Origin of the sequence: Capnocytophaga felis (assembly GCF_009684755.1) — a bacterium.
Classification (GTDB): domain Bacteria; phylum Bacteroidota; class Bacteroidia; order Flavobacteriales; family Flavobacteriaceae; genus Capnocytophaga; species Capnocytophaga felis.
Genome location: NZ_BLBC01000003.1, coordinates 141702 through 161541, shown reverse-complemented (window position 1 = coordinate 161541; position 19840 = coordinate 141702). Strand labels below are relative to the sequence as shown.

16 protein-coding genes are annotated in these 19840 nt (G+C 33.4%); 5 read left to right on the top strand and 11 right to left on the bottom strand.

Annotation, left to right across the window (positions count from 1 at the left end):
- Positions 1-22 precede the first annotated feature (22 nt).
- From GN105_RS00740 to GN105_RS00730, 3 genes are all read right to left on the bottom strand, one after another.
- Positions 23-2701, bottom strand: coding sequence for an AsmA-like C-terminal region-containing protein (locus GN105_RS00740; RefSeq protein WP_155283553.1), 2679 nt, complete (start codon positions 2699-2701; stop codon positions 23-25).
- A 54-nt stretch (positions 2702-2755) separates the two neighbouring features.
- Positions 2756-3514 carry a carboxypeptidase-like regulatory domain-containing protein gene (locus tag GN105_RS00735; protein ID WP_155283552.1) on the bottom strand — a complete coding sequence of 253 codons (759 nt, stop codon included), beginning with the start codon at positions 3512-3514 and terminating at the stop codon, positions 2756-2758.
- Between the two features lie 181 nt (positions 3515-3695).
- Positions 3696-5456, bottom strand: a complete 1761-nt coding sequence (locus GN105_RS00730; RefSeq protein ID WP_155283551.1) for a DEAD/DEAH box helicase — start codon at positions 5454-5456, stop codon at positions 3696-3698.
- Between the two features lie 103 nt (positions 5457-5559).
- Here GN105_RS00730 and lpxK point away from each other — a divergent pair, with 103 nt between their 5' ends.
- Together lpxK and GN105_RS00720 are read left to right on the top strand one after the other, a co-directional pair.
- Positions 5560-6558, top strand: coding sequence for a tetraacyldisaccharide 4'-kinase (lpxK, locus tag GN105_RS00725; protein ID WP_155283550.1), 999 nt, complete (start codon positions 5560-5562; stop codon positions 6556-6558).
- 41 nt (positions 6559-6599) lie between these two features.
- Positions 6600-7334, top strand: coding sequence for a biotin--[acetyl-CoA-carboxylase] ligase (locus GN105_RS00720; RefSeq protein WP_155283549.1), 735 nt, complete (start codon positions 6600-6602; stop codon positions 7332-7334).
- Positions 7335-7405: 71 nt separating this feature from the next.
- Here GN105_RS00720 and ligA read toward each other — a convergent pair whose 3' ends face one another.
- The 8 genes from ligA to GN105_RS00680 all read right to left on the bottom strand — a co-directional run bounded on the left by ligA (position 7406) and on the right by GN105_RS00680 (position 16572).
- A complete protein-coding gene (ligA, locus tag GN105_RS00715; protein ID WP_155283585.1) occupies positions 7406-9397 on the bottom strand; it encodes an NAD-dependent DNA ligase LigA in 1992 nt (663 codons plus the stop codon).
- Between the two features lie 69 nt (positions 9398-9466).
- Positions 9467-9811, bottom strand: coding sequence for a DUF2853 family protein (locus GN105_RS00710; protein WP_155283548.1), 345 nt, complete (start codon positions 9809-9811; stop codon positions 9467-9469).
- Positions 9812-9849: 38 nt separating this feature from the next.
- Entirely contained in the window at positions 9850-11523 is a 1674-nt protein-coding gene (menD, locus tag GN105_RS00705) for a 2-succinyl-5-enolpyruvyl-6-hydroxy-3-cyclohexene-1-carboxylic-acid synthase (RefSeq protein ID WP_155283547.1), read from the bottom strand.
- 15 nt (positions 11524-11538) lie between these two features.
- Complete coding sequence (locus GN105_RS00700) at positions 11539-12000, bottom strand: hypothetical protein (RefSeq protein ID WP_155283546.1); 462 nt, start codon at positions 11998-12000, stop codon at positions 11539-11541.
- Between the two features lie 2 nt (positions 12001-12002).
- Positions 12003-12557 (bottom strand): hypothetical protein, encoded by a 555-nt coding sequence (locus GN105_RS00695; RefSeq protein ID WP_155283545.1) that lies wholly within the window; start codon positions 12555-12557, stop codon positions 12003-12005.
- A 42-nt stretch (positions 12558-12599) separates the two neighbouring features.
- Positions 12600-14135: a YifB family Mg chelatase-like AAA ATPase gene (locus GN105_RS00690; protein WP_155283544.1), complete on the bottom strand. Its 1536-nt coding sequence runs from the start codon at positions 14133-14135 to the stop codon at positions 12600-12602.
- Positions 14136-14204: 69 nt separating this feature from the next.
- Positions 14205-15608 carry a TlpA family protein disulfide reductase gene (locus GN105_RS00685; protein ID WP_155283543.1) on the bottom strand — a complete coding sequence of 468 codons (1404 nt, stop codon included), beginning with the start codon at positions 15606-15608 and terminating at the stop codon, positions 14205-14207.
- Positions 15609-15747: 139 nt separating this feature from the next.
- Positions 15748-16572 (bottom strand): purine-nucleoside phosphorylase, encoded by an 825-nt coding sequence (locus tag GN105_RS00680; protein WP_373279384.1) that lies wholly within the window; start codon positions 16570-16572, stop codon positions 15748-15750.
- Positions 16573-16714: 142 nt separating this feature from the next.
- Between GN105_RS00680 and fmt the strand changes: the two genes are divergently transcribed.
- From fmt to GN105_RS00665, 3 genes are all read left to right on the top strand, one after another.
- The gene (gene fmt, locus GN105_RS00675) at positions 16715-17662 is read left to right on the top strand and encodes a methionyl-tRNA formyltransferase (protein ID WP_155283541.1); all 948 of its coding nucleotides are present in this window, start codon (positions 16715-16717) and stop codon (positions 17660-17662) included.
- A 35-nt stretch (positions 17663-17697) separates the two neighbouring features.
- Positions 17698-18696 carry a M28 family metallopeptidase gene (locus tag GN105_RS00670; protein WP_155283540.1) on the top strand — a complete coding sequence of 333 codons (999 nt, stop codon included), beginning with the start codon at positions 17698-17700 and terminating at the stop codon, positions 18694-18696.
- A 212-nt stretch (positions 18697-18908) separates the two neighbouring features.
- On the top strand, positions 18909-19820 hold the full coding sequence (locus tag GN105_RS00665) for a tyrosine-type recombinase/integrase (RefSeq protein ID WP_155283539.1): 912 nt from the start codon (positions 18909-18911) through the stop codon (positions 19818-19820).
- The last annotated feature ends 20 nt before the right edge of the window (positions 19821-19840 follow it).

Genomic DNA, 19840 nt, shown 5'->3' with positions numbered 1-19840 from the left:
ATCTATTGTTTATTCTTTGTTATTAACCTCCTAATCCTTTTAAAAAGTTGTTTATTTGTTTTTTAGCTTCTTTTTTCACCTCTTCTTTTGCTTTCTCTTTAACTTCTTCTTTTGTTTTATTAATGACGCTATCTTTATTATTGATTAATCCATCAACCATTTTGCCAGCTTTTCCTGCTGTTGTAGAGTCTGTTTTTGATGAAATTAAACTTTTTATTGCATCAGTTCCTTTGTTCTTTAAATTATTAATCTGACCTTCAGCTATTTGAGAGACTAAGTTTGTGACAGCTTGTTTCATATCAGTTGATACCTTAGGAGATTTAAAAGTTCCTTCAACAGAGGCAATTACAGGAATATTACTGATTTTCTTCTGATTCTCAGGAGTTAGTTTTGATAGTAGAGAATTAGCTTCATTTCCTAACATTTGAGGCGGAACATTAAATATTAGTTGATAATTCATCGTTTGGTCGAAGCCGTGTGAGCCATCTACATTAATCGCTACATCCTTGTATTTCAGAGTGAAAGGTTTGAATTTTACTCTGCCATTTTCAAACTGTAAAGACGCTTTCAAATCGTTCAAGTTTAGATTAGATAAATTTAAACCTGAAAAATGTGAATCTAAGGAAGAAAGCAAAGGTGATTCTTCACTTTTAATTCTGGAATTAATAAGTGAAGCCAACAAATCTCCTGAAATGGTATTCAAATTTGGAGTTAAATCGTCATTTAATTCTCCACTAACAGAGATGTTTGTATTTACAAAACCTTGAACAACACTGGCAATCGGAGCTATTTTCTTTAACATATCAATATGTGTGAAAGCCTCGGGTACATTCAATTTGTTCATTAATAGTTTAACATCAAAAGTAGGGACGTTTTCTTTAGTGGAAACATTTCCGCTTATGGCAATTTCTCCTCCAAAAATATCTGTTTTCAAATTTTCAAGTGAAACTTTTTCATCTTTGATAATTAATTTTCCGGCGACATTTTTTAGATGTAAATTATCGTAAATCACGGTATTGGCACTGGCAGAAAAAGTACAATCCAAGAAAGAAGGAACTTTTAATGAAGTTTTGTCAGTCTCTTTCGAAGTGTTTTCTATGGTTTTAGCTTCAGATTCTGTACTTTTTGAAGCTGATGAAGGTTGTAAAAAGTCATTTACAGCCAATTTATCTGATTTCATATTAAAATTTCCTTTCAAAATCTCTTTTTTGAATAGAAATCCGTAGAGATTGTCAAATCTTCCTTTCAGATTGATGTCTGATTCACCCGTTTTTGCCGAAAAGCTACTCAGTTCAATATGCGAAGGACTGAAATTTAATCCAGCTTCATTGATATGAAAAGGTTTTACAAATTCTTCACCGTCATATACAAATTGCTGTAATGAAGCATTTCCTTGACTTTTTATATTTTGATATTGTTGTCTTTCAACAGAATTCATATCCAATTGAGCAGAAACATCCATTTTTAAAATTCCTGATAATTTTTTATCCAAAGAGATAGGATATGCTTTAGAAAGATTAGCTAAGTTTATAACTCCTTTTAAATCAGTATCTACATAAGGATTTTCAATAAGGTTACTGACTTTTGCTCTGGCAGAAAAATGGTCTTGGTCAATGGTCATTGTAAATTTGTTCAGGTCGATTTTGGTGTCATTCAAAATTCCTGTTTCGTTATTTACCTTCAAATCGATATTAATATTTTGGATTGTTTTGGGCAAATCAGGATATTTAAGTGATGCGTTTTGTGAAAACATTTCAATTCCGAAAGCCGGAATACGTTCTTTGTTAAAATCTCCTTTTACTTTTCCATTAACCGTAAAGTTGCCCGTAGTTTTCACATTTTCAATACTTTTTGAATATTCTTCTGGAATTAAAGCCAAAAAGTTTTGAAAGGAAGAGGAAGGTGTATTAAAAGTTAAATCGTATCGTTGTCCGTTTTCTAATAGCTGAATAAATCCGTCAAACACCAAATCTAATCGGTTAATGACAGCTTTATTTTCCTTAAAAGTGTATTTTTGTTGGTTTAAATCAATTCCTAAAACAGCGTCTAATGAAATGGGAATCTTATTCATAAAGTTGCTTTTATCCATTGAAAAAGAGAGGTTTGCTGTGCTTTCTGTTTTCAAATCTAAAATTTCATTGGAAAAATTTCCTTTTCCTTTATGATTGATTTTATCAAGAGTTAAAAGTATGTTTCCATCATCATCTTTGAAGGTAAACTTCATATTTTCAACGGTATAGGATTGTATTTTTAAGTCAAAAGCACTTGATTCACTGTTTTTGTCTGTTGCGGTTTCAGAAGGAATGGCAATATCGTAATTTCCTCTTCCTTCTTTGTTAAAATGTATTAAAACAGAAGCATCTTTCAAATCAAAACCAAGAATATTATAATTTCCTGAAATTAAATCTGTTATACTTAGTTTTAAATTCATCTCTTTGGCTGAAAACAATGTATCTCCGGCAAAAGGTTCTTTGTTGATAATCTGAAAGTTAGCAAGAGAAACAGATGCTCTTGGAAAGTTTTTGAACAGACTTACGGAAACATCTTCCAAAGAGGCTGTTGCGTTTATATTTTTGTTTATGGAGGCGATTGCTTTTTCTTTAATCGTATCTTTGAAAAGATAAGGAATTGCTATCATTGCTAAAATGATAATAATCAGAATGATACCTCCGATTTTAAAGATTTTTTTTGCTGTTTTCATCTAAAATTGTGTTTTTGTAAAATTTTTTGAATAAGAAAGAAGACAATTTTTGAATTATTTCTTTTTTCGATTTAATACTCGATATTCTTCATAACAACTACTGATTGCCTCAAGTATTTGTAAATCATTGGCTGACATTATAAAATCGCTAGAATAATTACACGAACGAATGATTTCTTCAAGTTCATTTCGGTCTATTTGCAGAAGTTCCAACAATGTTTCTCGGTCGTATCTTGTGGCAAGAAGGTCGCTTAATTGATTGTCTTCCCGCATTTTTTGGAGTTTTCGCATTTCTCTTCCTTTTGAACCGAATGTTCGATAAAGTAAATCAACAGGATTGAATATGGAACTAATTACACGCCCCACAGCACCTGAACTTCCTCGACTTTCGTAACCAATTTCTAACCCTGAAATACTATAACGTTTGTTTTCGTTTATAGGAACGTTTTTTGCGTCAATATCTAAGAAACCAGTTAATTTATAAGGAGTTATGACTACTTCTTCCAAAGCGTACGCAAGTTCTGTCATTCCAATTTTTGTACCCGAAAACTTGAGCATATCATTGGTTACCTGCACTTTCATTGATTTGTGTCCTAAAAAAGAAAAATACAAGGTGTCATTTATCGCAGCACGAATACTGAAATTTCCATTGTTATCAGTGGTTGTCCCTCTAACCTTATTGAGGTTTAAAATGTGTACATTAGGAATTGGTTTATTCGTATGTACACTAAATACATTTCCTTGAACTTCAGTTTCTTGAGCAGTTGCAAGATGAGCAAATACAATTGTTAGTATAAATAGTATTTTTTTCATATAATGTTTTTTAACTTTAAGGTTCTATGATTTCATCACATAATCAAAGGATAAAGGTATAAAAATAAAAGAAATAAATTAGGAAATGGCTTTACTTTTTGTTTTTATTTAACAAATTTTGTAGAGTATTAAAAAAGAGTGAAGATTTCTCTCCACTCTTTGTTTTATCATTTATAGCTGATTATTTTCGTCTTTTCCTTTTATTGAAAGCTTTTTCAAAGGCTTGTGAGGTTTTTTGCTCTCTTTTTCCTTTTGGAGATTGTTTTTCAGCAGAACGAGATTTTCCATTGCGTTTTTTGCTTTTTGAATCTCTGTTTTTTTCTCTTTGACCTTTTCTGTTTCGCTCTTTTCCTTCTTGTTTTGAAGAAATTTCGACATTGATAAAGCGACCATCCATTTGAAAATCATTGAATGTATTCATCACTAAATCAGTATTTTCTGCTTCAGTGTTGAAAAAAGAGAAACTATTTTTCACATCTACTTTGAAAATATCGTCTTTACCTAAATCAAGAGTTGCTTTTAGGAAGTCTTTCAAAGTTTTCCAATCATAACCATCTCTTTCACCTACATTTATAAAAAATCGAACTTCGTCATTATTTGAGTTAGAATCTTTTCCTTCTGAACTGTTCAAATCCTTTGAATTTTTATAATAGTTGAAGAATCGGTTAAATTCCACAGCTACCATTTTTTTGATAAGTTCCTCTCTGTCAACTCCTTGTAGAACGTCATTTATAGCAGGTAGATAATCCTCAATTGCCTGATTTACAGTAACATTTTTGATATTATTAGCTAAATGATATAATTGTATTTCACAGATTTCGATTCCGCTTGGTAACTTTTTCAGTTCAAAAGGTTGCTGAATGATTTTCTCAATGGCTTTGATTTTTTTTACTTCACTCTTAGGGATAATAACCATTGAAACTCCTGATTTTCCGGCTCTTCCGGTGCGTCCGCTTCGGTGAGTATATGTTTCTATTTCATCAGGAAGTTGATAGTGAATAACGTGAGTAATATCATCAACGTCAATTCCTCGTGCAGCAACATCTGTGGCGATTAACATCTGTATTTGCTTGGCACGGAAGGCTTTCATTACCAAATCACGTTGGTTTTGACTCAAATCACCGTGTAATGCGGCTGCGTTATAACCGTCTTCGATTAGTTTTTCTGCAACAGATTGAGTGTCTTTCTTTGTTCTACAAAAAACTACAGAAAAGATATCGGGATTTGCATCAGCCAATCGTTTTAGAGCCTCGTATCTGTGCCGTCCGTTTACCATATAGAACTCGTGGCGTATGCTGTTGGAAGCCTGATTTCTTGTTCCTATTGTGATTTCCAGGGGTTTATGCATAAACTGACGAGCAATTTTTGCTACTTCATTAGGCATTGTAGCCGAAAAAAGCCACGTGTTTTTCGTTTCCGGAGTATGAGATAAAATTGACGTAATATCTTCGTAGAAGCCCATATTTAACATTTCGTCAGCTTCATCTAATACGCAAAATTCTATATTTGAGATGTTTACGAAATTTCTGCGAATCATATCCTGCATACGTCCGGGAGTAGCAACTATGATTTGAGCTCCTTTTTTTACACTACGAGCCTGTTCTTCAATACTTGCTCCACCATAAATTGCAACAACATTTATTTTAGGAATGTACTTTGAGTAAAGTTTTAATTCTGAGGCAATTTGCAGACATAGTTCACGAGTGGGAGAAAGAATAAGTCCTTGTGTTTCACGGTTGTCAGCGTTGATTTTTTGTAAAAGAGGAAAGCCGAATGCTGCCGTTTTTCCAGTTCCTGTTTGTGCTAAAGCAACCATATCAGTGTCTTCAGAAAGTAGTGAAGGGATTGCTTTTTGTTGTATTTCAGAAGGGTTTTCAAAGCCCATATCATCTATGGCTTTGATAATAGGCTCATTAAGCCCCAATTGTTTAAATGAATTCATATATAATTTTCTACGGGGCAAAGGTAATCAATTAATTGAGAAAAAATCATTAATTTTTGGTTTTTATTGTTCTAAATAATTTTACTTTTGCACAAAAACGAAAATGATACAATTTTTACGTTATTTGCTTTTTCCAGTTTCCATTTTATACGGAATGGTAATTCGTCTGCGTCATTTGGCATTTGATTATGGAATATTCAATTCTGTAACTTTCAATGTTCCAATTATTTGTGTGGGAAATTTGAGTGTTGGAGGTACAGGAAAAACTCCAATGGTGGAATATCTGATACGCAAACTCAAATCTCAAAAAAGAGTGGGAGTTGTTAGTCGTGGATACAAACGTAAAACGAAAGGCTTTGTTTTGGCGAATAAAAATTCAACGGTTTTTGATTTGGGAGATGAGCCATTTCAATTTTGGAAAAAGTTTCCTGAAATTATTTTAGTAGTTGATTCTGATAGAGTTAGAGGTGTTGGAGAATTATTGAAACTAAAAAATGCTCCTGAAATTATTTTGCTTGATGATGCTTTTCAGCATAGGAGAATAAAAGCTCAAAAAAACGTATTATTAACTTCCTATAATAGTTTATATTCAGATGATTATCTTCTTCCAACGGGAAATTTGAGAGACGTTGTTTCAAGAGCTGAAAAAGCAGATGTAATTGTTGTTACTAAATCTCCGACTAATATTTCAGAAAAAAAACGCATAGAAATTACAAAAAAATTACAAAAAAACGAAAAACAAAAGGTAGTTTTTGCAACTATTTCCTATTCTGAAAAAGTATATTCGCAAAAAGAAGTGATTGATTTACAGGATTTTTTAAAAAAGCCTTTTCTACTTGTTACAGGAATTGCAAATCCTCTTCCGTTAATTCAGTTTTTAGATGATAATCAGGCTAATTACAGGCATTTGGAATTTCCTGACCACCATAATTTTTCTTCCTCAGAAATAGAAAAATTAAAGAAAGAACCTCGAATATTGACTACTGAAAAAGATTTCGTACGCTTGCAAAATCAATTGCCTGAGATTCATTATCTCCCCATAGAAACTGAATTTGTGAGTAAATCAGATGAGGATATTTTCTGGAAAATGTTGAAAAGTTAATCGTAGTTTTTGTTAGTTTTGTCCGCATTTTGTAATTAAATATGAATATTATTAAGCTTGATACGGTAGATTCTACTAATAATTATCTGAAAAAGTTAGCAAATTCGGAAGAAAATTTGCCAAATTTCTTAACCGTTTGGACTCCAAATCAAACCAATGGAGTAGGGCAGTACGGAGCCAAGTGGCTGACAGAATCATACAAGAATTTGACATTCAGTGTTTTATTTTTACATAAAAAATTTCAATTAGAACGATATTTTCTGTTGAATATGCTTACGGCAATTGTGGTTGCACAAACTATCGAAGAAATGCAAATTCCGAGTGTAAAGATAAAATGGCCTAATGATATTTTGTTAGAAAAACATAAAATAGGCGGAATTTTAATCGAAAATGTAATTAGAGGTACGAATATAGAAAAAAGTGTCATAGGCATAGGGCTGAATGTGAATCAAACAGACTTTTCCGGCTTGCCAAAAGCGTCATCTCTTCAAAAAATAACTCAAAAAGAGTTTGATATAGAGTTGATTATGAAATCCATTATTCGTAATTTACGGAAAGAGTTCATAAATTTGGAACAGGTGCAATTTGCCGAAGTTTATCCAGTTTATGAAAAATATCTTTTTCAGTTGAATAAAATTTCTGCTTTCCGACCGAAAGAAGGAAAAGATTTTTCAGGAATTATACGAGGAGTGCTTCCTTCAGGAGAGCTTCTAGTTGAAATAGAAAACGAAGAAATTAAGCAATTTGCATTAAAAGAAATACAATTACTATATTGATTTTTAATGTTTTATAAAAAAATCGACCTCAAAAAAAGAGGTCGATGTAAAATAGAGAGGTTTAACAATTATTACAATTCAATCATTTGCTGAAAATCGGTTTCACTAATCATCGGGATGCCTAATTTCTCAGCTTTTTCTTTTTTACTTGGTCCCATATTATCTCCCACAATTACATAACTGGTTTTAGATGAGATAGATGAACCAACTTTCCCTCCGTTTTGTTCGATTAAGTTTTTAAGTTCATCACGTGAGAAAATTTGAAAAACTCCTGAAACAACGATAGTTAAGCCTTTGAGTTTATCGGTGTGATTTTGCATATTTTCTTCGGAAAGAGAAAATTGTAATCCGTGATGTTTTAATCGCTCTATAAGTAATTGATTTTGAGTGTTATTGAAGAAGGAAATTACGCTTTCTGCAATACGATTTCCGATTTCATCAACTTTTGTAAGTTCTTCTAAAGTAGCTTTTTGTAAATTTTCAATATTTTTATAATGGCGTGCTAATTTTTTTGCTACAGTTTCTCCCACATAACGTATTCCAAGAGCAAAAAGTACACGTTCAAACGGGATTTCTTTTGATTTTTCAATACCTTTTACCATATTTTCTGCACTTTTTTCAGCCATACGTTCCAAAGGCAATAATTGCGGAACGGTAATTTCATACAAATCCGCATAATTCTTTATAAGTCCTTCTCGGAAAAGCAATTCCACTGTCTCTCCGCCCAAGCCCTCAATATCCATCGCTTTTCGGGAGATGAAATGTTGTATTTTTCCGGTAATTTGAGGAGGACAAGTATTAGAATTAGGGCAGTAGTGTTGTGCTTCGCCATCATTGCGAATTAAATCTGTTCCGCATTCCGGACAGTTTGATATATAGATAGTTGGGATAGAATTTTCAGGACGTTTTTCAAGGTTTACACCCACAATTTTTGGGATAATTTCGCCTCCTTTTTCTACGTACACCGAGTCTCCAACGCGAACATCCAACTTTGCGATTTGGTCTGCGTTATGTAGCGAAGCTCTTTTCACGATGGTTCCGGCTAATAAAACAGGTTTGAGGTTAGCAACCGGAGTGATGGCTCCTGTGCGTCCTACTTGGTAGGAAATGCTTTCTAAAATGGTATCTACTTGTTCGGCTTTGAATTTGTAGGCGATTGCCCAACGCGGTGATTTTGAGGTATATCCTAATTCTTCTTGTTGTTGAATGTCGTTTACTTTTACTACCACTCCGTCAATTTCATAAGGTAAATCGTGACGATGCTCATCCCAATAATTAACAAAATCCATTACTTCTTGAGTGGAATGGCATAATTTAGATTCTTTAGGAACCTTAAATCCCCATTCGCGTGCCTTTTGTAAACCTTCGTATTGTGTTGATATCCCAGTATTTCCGATTAGAGAATAAAGCAAGCAATCCAGTGGACGTTTGGCTACTTCTGCTGTGTCTTGTAATTTAAGGCTTCCGCTGGCGGTGTTTCGAGGATTCATATATGGGTCATCTCCCGCTTCCACGCGTTCTTTATTCATTTGTTCGAAACCTTTTTTGGGTAAAATGATTTCTCCACGTATGTGAAATTTTTCAGGATAATTGCCTTGTAATTGCAAAGGTACACTTCTGATAGTGCGAACGTTAGCTGTAATTTCATCACCCTGAAAACCATCTCCACGTGTGGTTGCCTGTACTAATTTTCCGTTTTCGTAATGTAAGCTCACCGATGCTCCATCGTACTTCAATTCACAAGTGAAAGCGATTTTGTCAGTTCCAATAGCTTTGATAACTCGCTTTTCCCAATCTTCCAAATCTTCTTTAGAATATGAATTATCAAGCGAATACATCCGAAATTCGTGTACAATGGTCTTAAAATTTTTGGTGATTGTTCCGCCCACACGAACCGTCGGAGAGTTTTCATCATAAAATTCTGGGTGATTTCTCTCTAATTCCTGTAATTCCTGTAATTTCAGGTCAAATTCATAGTCGGAAATAGTTGGATTATCTAAAATATAATAATTGTAGTTATGTTGATTGAGTTCTGTTCTGAGTTGCTCGATTTTCGTTTTTATACTCATAAAATTGAATTTATAAATCAAAAAAAGCTATCTTTTTGATAGCTCTTTTCTAATTTTTAAGTTTTACTTTTCGTAAACTCCTTCTTTTTTGAAATGTTTTGCCAATAAGTAGTAAATAACTGCACGATATTTACTCTTGTTTGATTTTCCGTAAGTTTCGATTACAGATTCAATAGCACTATCCAATTCCGGACCGTCTTTTAAGCCAAGTTTTTTAATCAAAAAATTTTGTTTTACACGGTCTAATTCCGTTTTGTCTGAACCCGCAACTGTTGAAGCATCAGCGTTGTAGATTGAAGGACCTAAACCAATTGTTACTTTTTTTAAGAAATCTAAATCGGGAGTTACTCCACATTTCTCTTTTAAGTCTTTGGCATACAATTCAATAAGTTCGTCTCTTTTACTCATATTGACTTTTGTTTTAATAATTAAAGTGTAAAACTAAATCAATTTTTCAAGAAATGAAAGTAGTTTAACAAAACTTTATCGTTTTTCAATCGAGGTGTGTTGATTTCCAATAATTTAGGATGCTCAGAATCATCAAAAAAGTTTTTTAATTCAGCTTCAAGAGACTCTAAATCATTCGTCTGAGAATAGCCCCATCCGTACATTTTGCAGAGATGCTCTGCAGTAAGTTGGTGGGGCGTTTCGAAATATGTTTCAAAATTTTTGTCGGATTTATCCCCCGGTAAAATTCTGAAAATTCCTCCTCCTTGATTGTTAATCAGTATGATACGGAAACTTTTCGGAATATATTTATTCCAAAGTCCATTGCTGTCATAAAAGAAACTTAAATCTCCGGTAATCAGTAAAGTAGCGGATTTGCTTCCTACTGCGGCACCAATGGCGGTGGATATGCTTCCGTCAATTCCGCTTGTTCCTCGGTTACAAAAAATTTTCCAAGAAGGGTCTGATTTAAAAAGTTGTGCATAACGAACTGTGGAGCTGTTACTCAGTTGAACTAATTGATTTTTAGGGATTTTACTGAAAATTAGTTCGTATATTCTCAAGTCAGAATACGGAATTTCGGAAATATATTCCAAATGTTTTTTATGAATTTCTTCATTGATTTTAAGCCATTTACTTCTGTATTTTGTATTGTTTTTTTGCAATTCAGGACTTAAATTATTAAAAAAGAAATTTATATCTGTTTGAAAATGGTTTGTCAAGCAAAAATATGAATCGTATCCTTTTTGTAAATCAATATGATAGTGAAATTTAGGCTGAAATTTACGCAAAAATTGTTTTATTTTTTTTGAAACAACCAAACCTCCAAAAGTAAGTAATAATTCAGGGCGTAATTTTTCTTTTAGGGTTTCATCTTTTTCTGTGAAAGTCAATAACTTATCAATATAAGGAATGAAATTTTCGTTATGAAGATTTGAAGTTGTTTCGGTTAAAACTAAAACGGAAGGATCATTGGCTAAAAGATTTATGTATTTATTTTCCAAACTGTTAGGAGATAAAACTCCGACTAAAACCATTTTCTTTGATGATTGATTCCAATTTTTAATAAAATCCGCTTTTTGTTTGGGATTTATGTAAGGCTTTCTTTTTTCAATAGGCTGATTTTCAAAATAAAAAGATTCTTCTGTAGTTAAATACAAAGGTTCTTCAAAAGGAACGTTTATATGTACGGGAGCTTGACGTTCTATGGCAGTATTTAAAGCTCTATTTAGCTCATATTCATTACTTTTATTGCTAAATTTCCTGTCTGACAAATTTGCATTATAAGCACTGTGATTGGCAAAAATATTTTGCTGACGGATAGTTTGACCATCTCCGATATCGATTTTGTCCAAAGGGCGATCAGCAGAAATTACAACTAAAGGAATATCACTGTAAAAAGCCTCACTTACAGCAGGATAGTAATTCAACAAAGCCGAACCGGAAGTGCAGACCATCGCCACAGGATGTTTTATCTGTTGTGCAATTCCTAAGGCAAAAAATGCAGCACAACGTTCATCAACAACACTGTAGCACGTAAAAAAGGAATCGTTTGAAAATCCGATGGTTAAAGGAGCATTTCTCGAACCGGGTGATATTACAATATGTTTGATGTTTTTTGCTTTGCAAGCAAGAATAACCATTTGTGCAAGTTCTATGGCGGGTCGCTTCATAATATTTTGAAATGTTTAATCTTGAATGGATTCTTGTTCCAGATTTTTTAAAGGATTAAGGGGAGTTTCTTCTTTCTTATATTTTTTGAAAAATAGAAAATACAAACAAGTTACAAACCAACTTAACCAGAATAAATAGAAACCGGAATGGAAACTGAATTTCATCATTTTATGGCTGGTGGTTGTAAAATCAAGATATGTAAGATATGTTCCTATTATTCCTATGATAATGAGTAAAATACAAACGAAAAATTTAAATTTTTGATTTATCTTTTTTGAAAATTGCATCGTCAGGATTAATATAAATTGAACGGCAAAAAACAACAGAGCTGTTTTCCACCACGTTTTGAAAATCAAGTATTCACGATGCATTGTGCTAATACCAATTCGCCCAATGAAAGACATTTTTGAAATTAAAATGCTCGAAATGACACTTGAAAGAGCCTGAAAAAGAGTCAGAATAATTAAATTTTTCATATTTATTTTACAATTTTCCAGCCTGAATTTTCATCATATTTCAATTTGAATTTACGACTGATAAACGTCAATTTTGGATTTGGGTCTTTACCAAAATGGTAGAAAGGAGTTTTTTCCTTGTCTAAAATAACTGTACAGACAGCTGTTTTTTCGTTGTTTTTTTCAATATTTATTTGTTCTTCATTTAGTTTGTAAATGATTGTCTTTACAATTGAAGTTTTTTTGTTATGACTTATAATGTAAGGTAATGCCAGCTTTGTGAGCGTGGGTTCGATGATGTGTACGCTATCTTTTGAAAACCATTTTTTTCTGATTTTTTCGTTGTTGATTTCAACATAGCCATCATCAACCAGATTTTCAATAGCTTTGATGAGTTCTTTATCTTTTTTTGCTTCAAGACGTTGTTTGTCCGTGCTGAATTTTCCTGTTTCGTATAAGGGTTTTTCTTCCAAATATGCTGAAATCAGGTATTTGGCATCACTTGAACTTAGTTCTTTATCTGATTTACAAGATATTGAAAATAAAGCCAGAATGATTATTGAAAGATAAGTTTTCATAATATTTTTGGGTATTTAAATTAAAGTCAAAAATTTGAATTGTTATCCCAGCCAGCCTTCCCTGTCCAAACTTCGGTACTGAATTGCCTCGCCGATGTGATGTTGTTTCACACTTTCAGATTTTTCCAAGTCGGCAATGGTTCGGGCTACTTTTAGAATTCGGTCGTAAGCACGTGCAGAAAGATTCAGCCGTTGCATTGCATTTTTCAGAAGTTCTAACGAAGCTTCGTCTAATTTGCAATATTTTCGGATTTGTTTGGTATTCATTTGAGCATTGTAATGAATGTTTGGATATTCTTTAAATCGCTCAGTTTGAATATTTCTTGCTTCAATCACTCGCTGGCGGATAACGTTACTACTTTCGGCTTTTTGTTCACAAGAAAGTTTCTCGAAAGGAACAGGATTTACCTCAATATGAATATCGATTCGGTCTAACAAAGGTCCTGAAATTTTACTTAAATAACGTTGCATTTCGGCGGGCGTTGATGTTACGGGAGCGTCGGGGTCGTTGAAATAACCGCTGGGGCTGGGATTCATACTTGCCACCAACATAAACGAAGCCGGATATGTAACCGAAAATTTAGCTCGTGATATGGTTACTTCTCTGTCTTCCAAAGGCTGACGCATCACTTCCAAAACCGAACGTTTAAATTCAGGGAGTTCATCAAGGAAAAGCACTCCGTTATGAGCCAGTGAGATTTCACCCGGTTGAGGGTAAGCTCCGCCGCCTACTAAAGCTACATCCGAAATGGTGTGGTGCGGACTACGAAACGGACGATTGCTCATAAGTCCGCTGTCTTTTATACGCCCAACGACGCTATGTATTTTGGTGGTTTCCAAGGCTTCGTGCAAGGTCATTGGCGGAAGAATGCTGGGTAATCGTTTGGCTAACATTGTTTTTCCTGAACCCGGAGGACCAATCAAAATAATGTTATGCCCGCCTGCAGCTGCAATTTCCATACATCGTTTTATGGATTCTTGCCCCTTAACATCGGCAAAATCAAATTCGGGGAAATCTAAGTTTTTGAAGAACTCTTTTCGGGTGTCGATTTCCGTTTTTTCGAGTGTTTTTTCTCCATTGAAAAAATCAATAACATCTTTAATATTTTCAACTCCGTAAACTTCCAAATTATCAACTATGGCAGCTTCTTTGGCGTTTTGGGCAGGTAGGATAAAGCCTTTAAAACCTTCTTTTCGTGCTTGTATGGCAATGGGTAAAGCTCCTTTTATGGGTTGTAAACTTCCGTCCAAAGAAAGTTCTCCCATAATGATATATTGCTCTAAATCATTAGCTTGTACTTGTCCGTTAGCAGCCAAAATCCCGATAGCGAAACTCAAATCGTATGCCGAGCCTTCCTTACGCATATCGGCAGGAGCCATATTGATAGTAATCTTTTTACCCGGAATCTTGTAGCCGTTGTTTTGTAAAGCCGCCCCAATACGGTAGCTACTTTCTTTAATGGCAACATCGGGCAAGCCCACCAAATGATAACCTACGCCTTTGTCGATATTTACTTCAATGGTGATGGTGGTGGCTTCTACTCCAAAAACAGCACTCCCGTATATTTTTACAAGCATAAATTGAAAATTTAAGCACAAAAATACTCAAAAGAATACATAAAAACAAGCACTTTTTTAGAAAGACTTTTAATTATTCAGAAGAATTTTTTCTATGTTGGGGCTAAAGATACCTTCAAAAGCTGTAATAATCCGAGCATCTCGACCAAGAATAAAAGTTTGACTAATGTTATTGATGAGAAATTTACGTGATAAATCTGTAAAATCAGTTGCGTGGAACTGCTCAATTCCTTGAACTGAAGGAGCTTTTTTAAGCCATTCATCAACATTTTGCCCTACATCAATTCCGGTAAATTGAGCTTCAGGAAATAATGTTCGTAGCTGTAAAACTCTATTGAAAATCAAACTTGACATTTCAGGCTGATTTACAGACCAAAAGTAATAAACAGTAATTTCAGGTTTTACTATTTTTGATAAGGATTTACGATTTTTTTCAAGGTCAATAATTTCAAAATCAGGAGGAATACTTCCCGTTTGTAAAGCGATTGTACTTTTAAAGAAAGATTCTAATTCTGATTTATGTATGTTATTCTCATTATATTTATTAAATTCATCAACATAACATTGACATTCGCCATTGTGTTGAATATTAAATACATAAGAATAAGCAGCATTTCTGTACAAGTTATCTCTCATACTTCCAGAAGGGAAAATGCTATCGATAACTTTAATTTTCTTCAAATGAAAGTCTTCTTCTCTGTTTACATCGGTACGCCCCGATTTTAATCCTAATTTTTTTAAGGCTAAGTTGTTGGTAAACATAACCATATATCCATAATAAGGACGGAAATATTCTAAAAAATTATCATTAAAATTGATTTTCTTTCTGTGTTCGTAGAAATTTTTGGGTAGAAGAAAACTTGTAACAGGATTTCGATTATCTTTTTGAAATACAAACGCATAAGTCTCTATTTCCTTGTACAAAGGGAAAGTAGCACTCACCAAAGCTATATTTTTTGCTTTTTCAGATAATTTCGGATTATCTTTCAGAAGGGCGTCATACATCTGCATCTTAGCATTGTACACGGAATCCATTTTCTTTTTATAACTGTCCGGTTGCAACAGATTGAATTTCTTTAGAGTAAGGTTTTCCTTCTCATAGTCATTGATTTGTTGTGATACAAAGCTGTTAATAGCCGAACCTCTTCCAGAAAATGATATAGTTTGATGGAAATTTAGTGTATTAGCAGAAATAATTAAGCTATCGTTTGGCTCCAAAAATACGTATTGGTAGTTGTTATCAATCTCAAAATGATACAACTTAGCCTCACTAATCTCCAAATTTAATGAGAATTTCTTGTTTTCATTAAAGAAAACCGTATCAACAGGTTTATTGTTATGATACAATACTACTAATGAATCCTTTGCATTAGGGAAAAATCCTTTCAAAAAGGCACGATTTTCATCTTTAGTGTTTTTACAAGAAATTAAAAAAGAAGGGAGTAGTAGTAAAAGTAGTAGCCTGTTCATCATTTAATCATCTCATCAACTGAGGTGCAAACATAGAAAAAAGGTGATTTACCTTGTGTTATGGAAAAGTTAAAAAGAAAAATTCTGATGAAAGATTGTGAAATTTTATCTTTCATCAGAGTTTTTTAACATTTTATATGTATTATCTATAGTTTTTTATAAGATTCTTTACTAATAAAATCACATTGGGCATAGCTTTATTTGCAGCATTTAGCACCTCTTCGTGGGAAACATTTGGTGAAATTTCCGGACCTCCTAAGTCTGTGATTATAGAAACTGCACAAACGTCCATATTTTGGTGACGAGCGATAATCGTTTCAGGTACAGTACTCATTCCTACAGCATCTCCGCCTAAAATTCGAATCATACCATATTCAGCGGGAGTTTCAAACGAAGGACCCTGTAGCCCAACATAAACACCTTTATGTACCTTTATATTATTGTTTTTTGCTATTTCCTCCAGTTCGGCAATCATTCTGTGGTTGTAAGGTTTGCTCATATCAGGAAAACGAACGCCAAAATGGTCTAAATTTTTTCCTCGCAAAGGATGTTCCGGAAATAAATTAATATGGTCACGAATAATCATAATATCTCCGATTGAGAAGTTCGGATTTACTCCTCCGGACGCATTTGAAAGAATTAATCGCTTGATACCCAGTTTGTGAAATACGCGAATAGGGAAAGTAACTTCTTGCATAGAGTATCCTTCATAATAATGAACCCTACCAGCCATCATCAAAACGTAACGATTTTCAATCTTTCCGTAAATTAATTTTCCTGTATGCCCTGATACTGTTGATTTTGGGAAATTTGGGATATGTGAATATTTTATTTCAGAAATAACCTCCACTTCATCTTGTAATTTGCTAAGCCCTGAGCCTAAGATAACTGCAAATTCAGGAGTATGTTCTGAAATGTAAGATTGTATGATGCGTGCGGTTTCGTTTATTTTTTCGTTGATTGCCATAATCTTTATTTTTATACGATTCTATTCGCAAAGATAAGTAAAAATAAACACTTATACAAATAATAAGTTTCATAAAAAATAGTATTTTTGCAGAAGGTTAATTATAAATTTTACAATTTAAACTTTTTAAAAGAGATAATTAATGAAAAATCTTAGAATAATTTTTATGGGAACTCCTGATTTTGCATTGGAAAGTTTAAAACAGTTAGTTGAGAATGAGTACAATGTGGTTGGAGTTGTTACAATACCTGATAAAAATGTTGGTCGTGGACAAAAATTGCAATCTTCACCAGTGAAAATATATGCCGAAAAGAATCAAATACCTGTTTTTCAGCCAACAAATTTAAAAAATGAAGATTTTGTTAATTCATTAAAAGAATTAAACCCTGATTTACAGATTGTTGTTGCTTTCCGGATGTTGCCAAAGGTAGTCTGGCAATTGCCAAAGTACGGAACATTTAATCTACACGCTTCATTATTACCTAATTACAGAGGCTCTGCACCAATCAATTGGGCAATCATTAATGGTGAGGAAAAAACAGGAGTTACCACTTTTTTTATTGATGAAAAGATAGATACGGGAGCCATTATTCTACAATCAGAAACAGTAATTTCGGAGAAAGAAACCGCTGGTAGTCTGCACGATAAGTTAATGATACAAGGGGCAGAATTAGTGTTAAAAACTGTTGATGAAATAGAAAAAGGAAATCATAAAGTAAGGAAACAGCCTATGAATGATGTTTTTGCAGAAGCACCAAAGATTTTTAAGGAAACTTGCAGAATAAATTGGGAGAAAGAAGGAATTGCTATTGAGAGGCTGATACGGGGAATGAGTCCGTACCCAACTGCTTGGACGATTTTGCTTCACAAAGGAGAAGAAATGAATATAAAAATATATGATGCCACTTTTCAGAAAGAAAGCCATTCTCTTCCTAACGGAAAAATAAAAATACAAAACAGACAAATATATGTAGCTGTGAAAGAAGGTTTTGTTAATCTGTTGGAATTGCAAATTCCTGGAAAAAAACGTATTAAAGCCAGTGATTTGCTAAACGGGTTTTCTTTTGATGAAGAAGCGAAGTTCATTTGAAAATAAAAAATAAACAACCAAAATTAGTTTTAAAGATGAAATATATTTATTTATTTTTAATGTTTTGTTTTTCTGTTGGTTACGCTCAAAAATCTCTTCAAGATGGATTGAAAAGTATCAATAGACAATCGGCAGAAGCACATATTGATTTTTTGGCAGATGATGCTTTGGAAGGACGTGAATCAGGATTTCAGGGCGGACGCATAGCTCGAAATTACATTGTTTCACAATTGCGACAAATTGGGATAGAACCATTTTTCTCTGATGGATATTTGCAACATTTTTCTGCGTATAGAGTTGATAGTCAGTCTAAAGAATCGAAAAGATACACAGTGGTCGATTCTGTTATCAATCGTTTGAAAAACAATACTCATTATCGTTTGGAGATGGCAAATGTTTTGGGGGTGATAAAAGGTAAAAAAACAGATGAATATGTTATCGTCGGAGCTCATTATGACCATTTGGGAATGGATAAATATCTTGAAGGGGACCAAATATATAATGGTGCGGATGACAATGCTTCGGGTGTTTCGGCGGTGTTGCAACTGGCAAAAGCTTTTAAGATGTCAGGAGAGCAGCCTTTGCGAACGATTATATTTGCTTTTTGGGACGGAGAAGAAAGAGGATTGCTTGGTTCTAAGTATTTTACGAATAATTGTTCTTTCCGAAATCATATTAAAGCGTATTTGAACTATGATATGATTGGTAGAAATAATCGTCCGGAACAGCCCAATTACGTTGTGTATTTTTATACGGCTTCACATCCTGTTTTTGGAGATTGGTTAAAGTCAGATATTCAAAAATATAAGCTTGATTTACAGCCGGATTACAGAGCGTGGGATAACCCTGTTGGAGGGAGTGATAATGGTTCATTTGCAGTTCATAAAATTCCGATTGTGTGGTTTCATACTGACGGACATCCTGATTATCACAAACCTACTGACCATAGTGATAGACTTAATTGGGAGAAAATCGTAGAAATTACAAAAGCATCTTACTTGATTTTCTGGAAATTAGCAAATGACAAGTATTAAAATATTTATTTTTGCTAAGAATGTTGTTTTCTTTATTAAGTCAAATCATTTTTTTGATTACAAAGCGTTAATGTAATTTAAAAATTAATTATAAATCCTAAAAATTAACTATTTATTAACGCATAATTACTTTTCTATTTTCTATCTTCGTAGCAGAAAAATCCAAGTGAGGGAGGATATTATTTAATCGTATAATTAAAGTAGTTGAAGTAATGTGTGTTGAATTTATGGATTACCTCTCCATCGAGAAAAAATATTCAAAACATACGATAGAGGCTTATAAAAATGACCTTAAAGCTTTTGCAAAGTTTGTGAAGAATATTTATGGTGAGAGTGAAAAGGAACATAGTTTAGAAAATGTTTCCTATGAGGATGTTAGAAGTTGGATTGTTGAACTCTCAAATCAATCAATTGCGTTTAGGAGTATCAACCGAAAGTTATCAGCGTTAAAGGCTTATTATTCGTTTTTGAAGAAAACAAACCAAATTGAAGTTAGTCCGTTTGAAAAAGGAATAATGCCTTTAAAGATAGAAAAAAGAATAAAACTTCCTTTTTCAGAAAAAGAGATAGAAAAGGTGTTGTCTTGTTTTTCAAACAAAAACAAATTTGAAGAAATTCGAGATAAGGCTATTATAGAGGTTCTTTACGCGACAGGAATGCGGCGTTCGGAGTTGATTTTATTGAAAGTTAATGATTTGGATTTCAGTCAGAAACAAATTAAAGTTTTGGGTAAGCGAAATAAAGAAAGATTAATACCAATGCTTCCTCAAATTGAAGTTATTTTGGAAGAATATCTTAAAAAAAGAGAGGAAGTAGTTAATGAAAATAGTAAAGATTTCTTATTTTTAGCCAAAAATGGTAAAAAAATATATCCAACGCTTGTTTATAGAATAATTAATTTGTACTTTAGTGCGGTGACTACAAAGCAAGATGTTAGTCCGCACGTGTTAAGACATTCATTTGCAAATCATTTGCTCGATAATGGTGCCGATTTGAATACAGTTAAGGAATTGTTGGGGCATTCGAGTTTGGCAGCGACTCAGGTTTATACCAATACAAGCTTAGCCGAACTCAAAAAACAGTATGGAAAGGCACATCCCAGGGCAAGTGGTGGAAAAATATGAAAAATAAAGTAGATTGTTAA

Excerpts from the sequence above, each read along its gene's own strand:
- GN105_RS00690 (WP_155283544.1), bottom strand. The coding sequence starts at position 14,135 with ATGCTTGTAAAAATATACGGGAGTGCTGTTTTTGGAGTAGAAGCCACC.
- menD (WP_155283547.1), bottom strand. The coding sequence starts at position 11,523 with ATGAAGCGACCCGCCATAGAACTTGCACAAATGGTTATTCTTGCTTGC.
- GN105_RS00695 (WP_155283545.1), bottom strand. The coding sequence starts at position 12,557 with ATGAAAACTTATCTTTCAATAATCATTCTGGCTTTATTTTCAATATCT.
- GN105_RS00680 (WP_373279384.1), bottom strand. The coding sequence starts at position 16,572 with ATGGCAATCAACGAAAAAATAAACGAAACCGCACGCATCATACAATCT.
- fmt (WP_155283541.1), top strand. The coding sequence starts at position 16,715 with ATGAAAAATCTTAGAATAATTTTTATGGGAACTCCTGATTTTGCATTG.
- GN105_RS00670 (WP_155283540.1), top strand. The coding sequence starts at position 17,698 with ATGAAATATATTTATTTATTTTTAATGTTTTGTTTTTCTGTTGGTTAC.
- GN105_RS00730 (WP_155283551.1), bottom strand. The coding sequence starts at position 5,456 with ATGAATTCATTTAAACAATTGGGGCTTAATGAGCCTATTATCAAAGCC.
- lpxK (WP_155283550.1), top strand. The coding sequence starts at position 5,560 with ATGATACAATTTTTACGTTATTTGCTTTTTCCAGTTTCCATTTTATAC.
- GN105_RS00700 (WP_155283546.1), bottom strand. The coding sequence starts at position 12,000 with ATGAAAAATTTAATTATTCTGACTCTTTTTCAGGCTCTTTCAAGTGTC.
- GN105_RS00740 (WP_155283553.1), bottom strand. The coding sequence starts at position 2,701 with ATGAAAACAGCAAAAAAAATCTTTAAAATCGGAGGTATCATTCTGATT.
- GN105_RS00720 (WP_155283549.1), top strand. The coding sequence starts at position 6,600 with ATGAATATTATTAAGCTTGATACGGTAGATTCTACTAATAATTATCTG.
- GN105_RS00665 (WP_155283539.1), top strand. The coding sequence starts at position 18,909 with ATGTGTGTTGAATTTATGGATTACCTCTCCATCGAGAAAAAATATTCA.
- GN105_RS00710 (WP_155283548.1), bottom strand. The coding sequence starts at position 9,811 with ATGAGTAAAAGAGACGAACTTATTGAATTGTATGCCAAAGACTTAAAA.
- GN105_RS00735 (WP_155283552.1), bottom strand. The coding sequence starts at position 3,514 with ATGAAAAAAATACTATTTATACTAACAATTGTATTTGCTCATCTTGCA.
- GN105_RS00685 (WP_155283543.1), bottom strand. The coding sequence starts at position 15,608 with ATGATGAACAGGCTACTACTTTTACTACTACTCCCTTCTTTTTTAATT.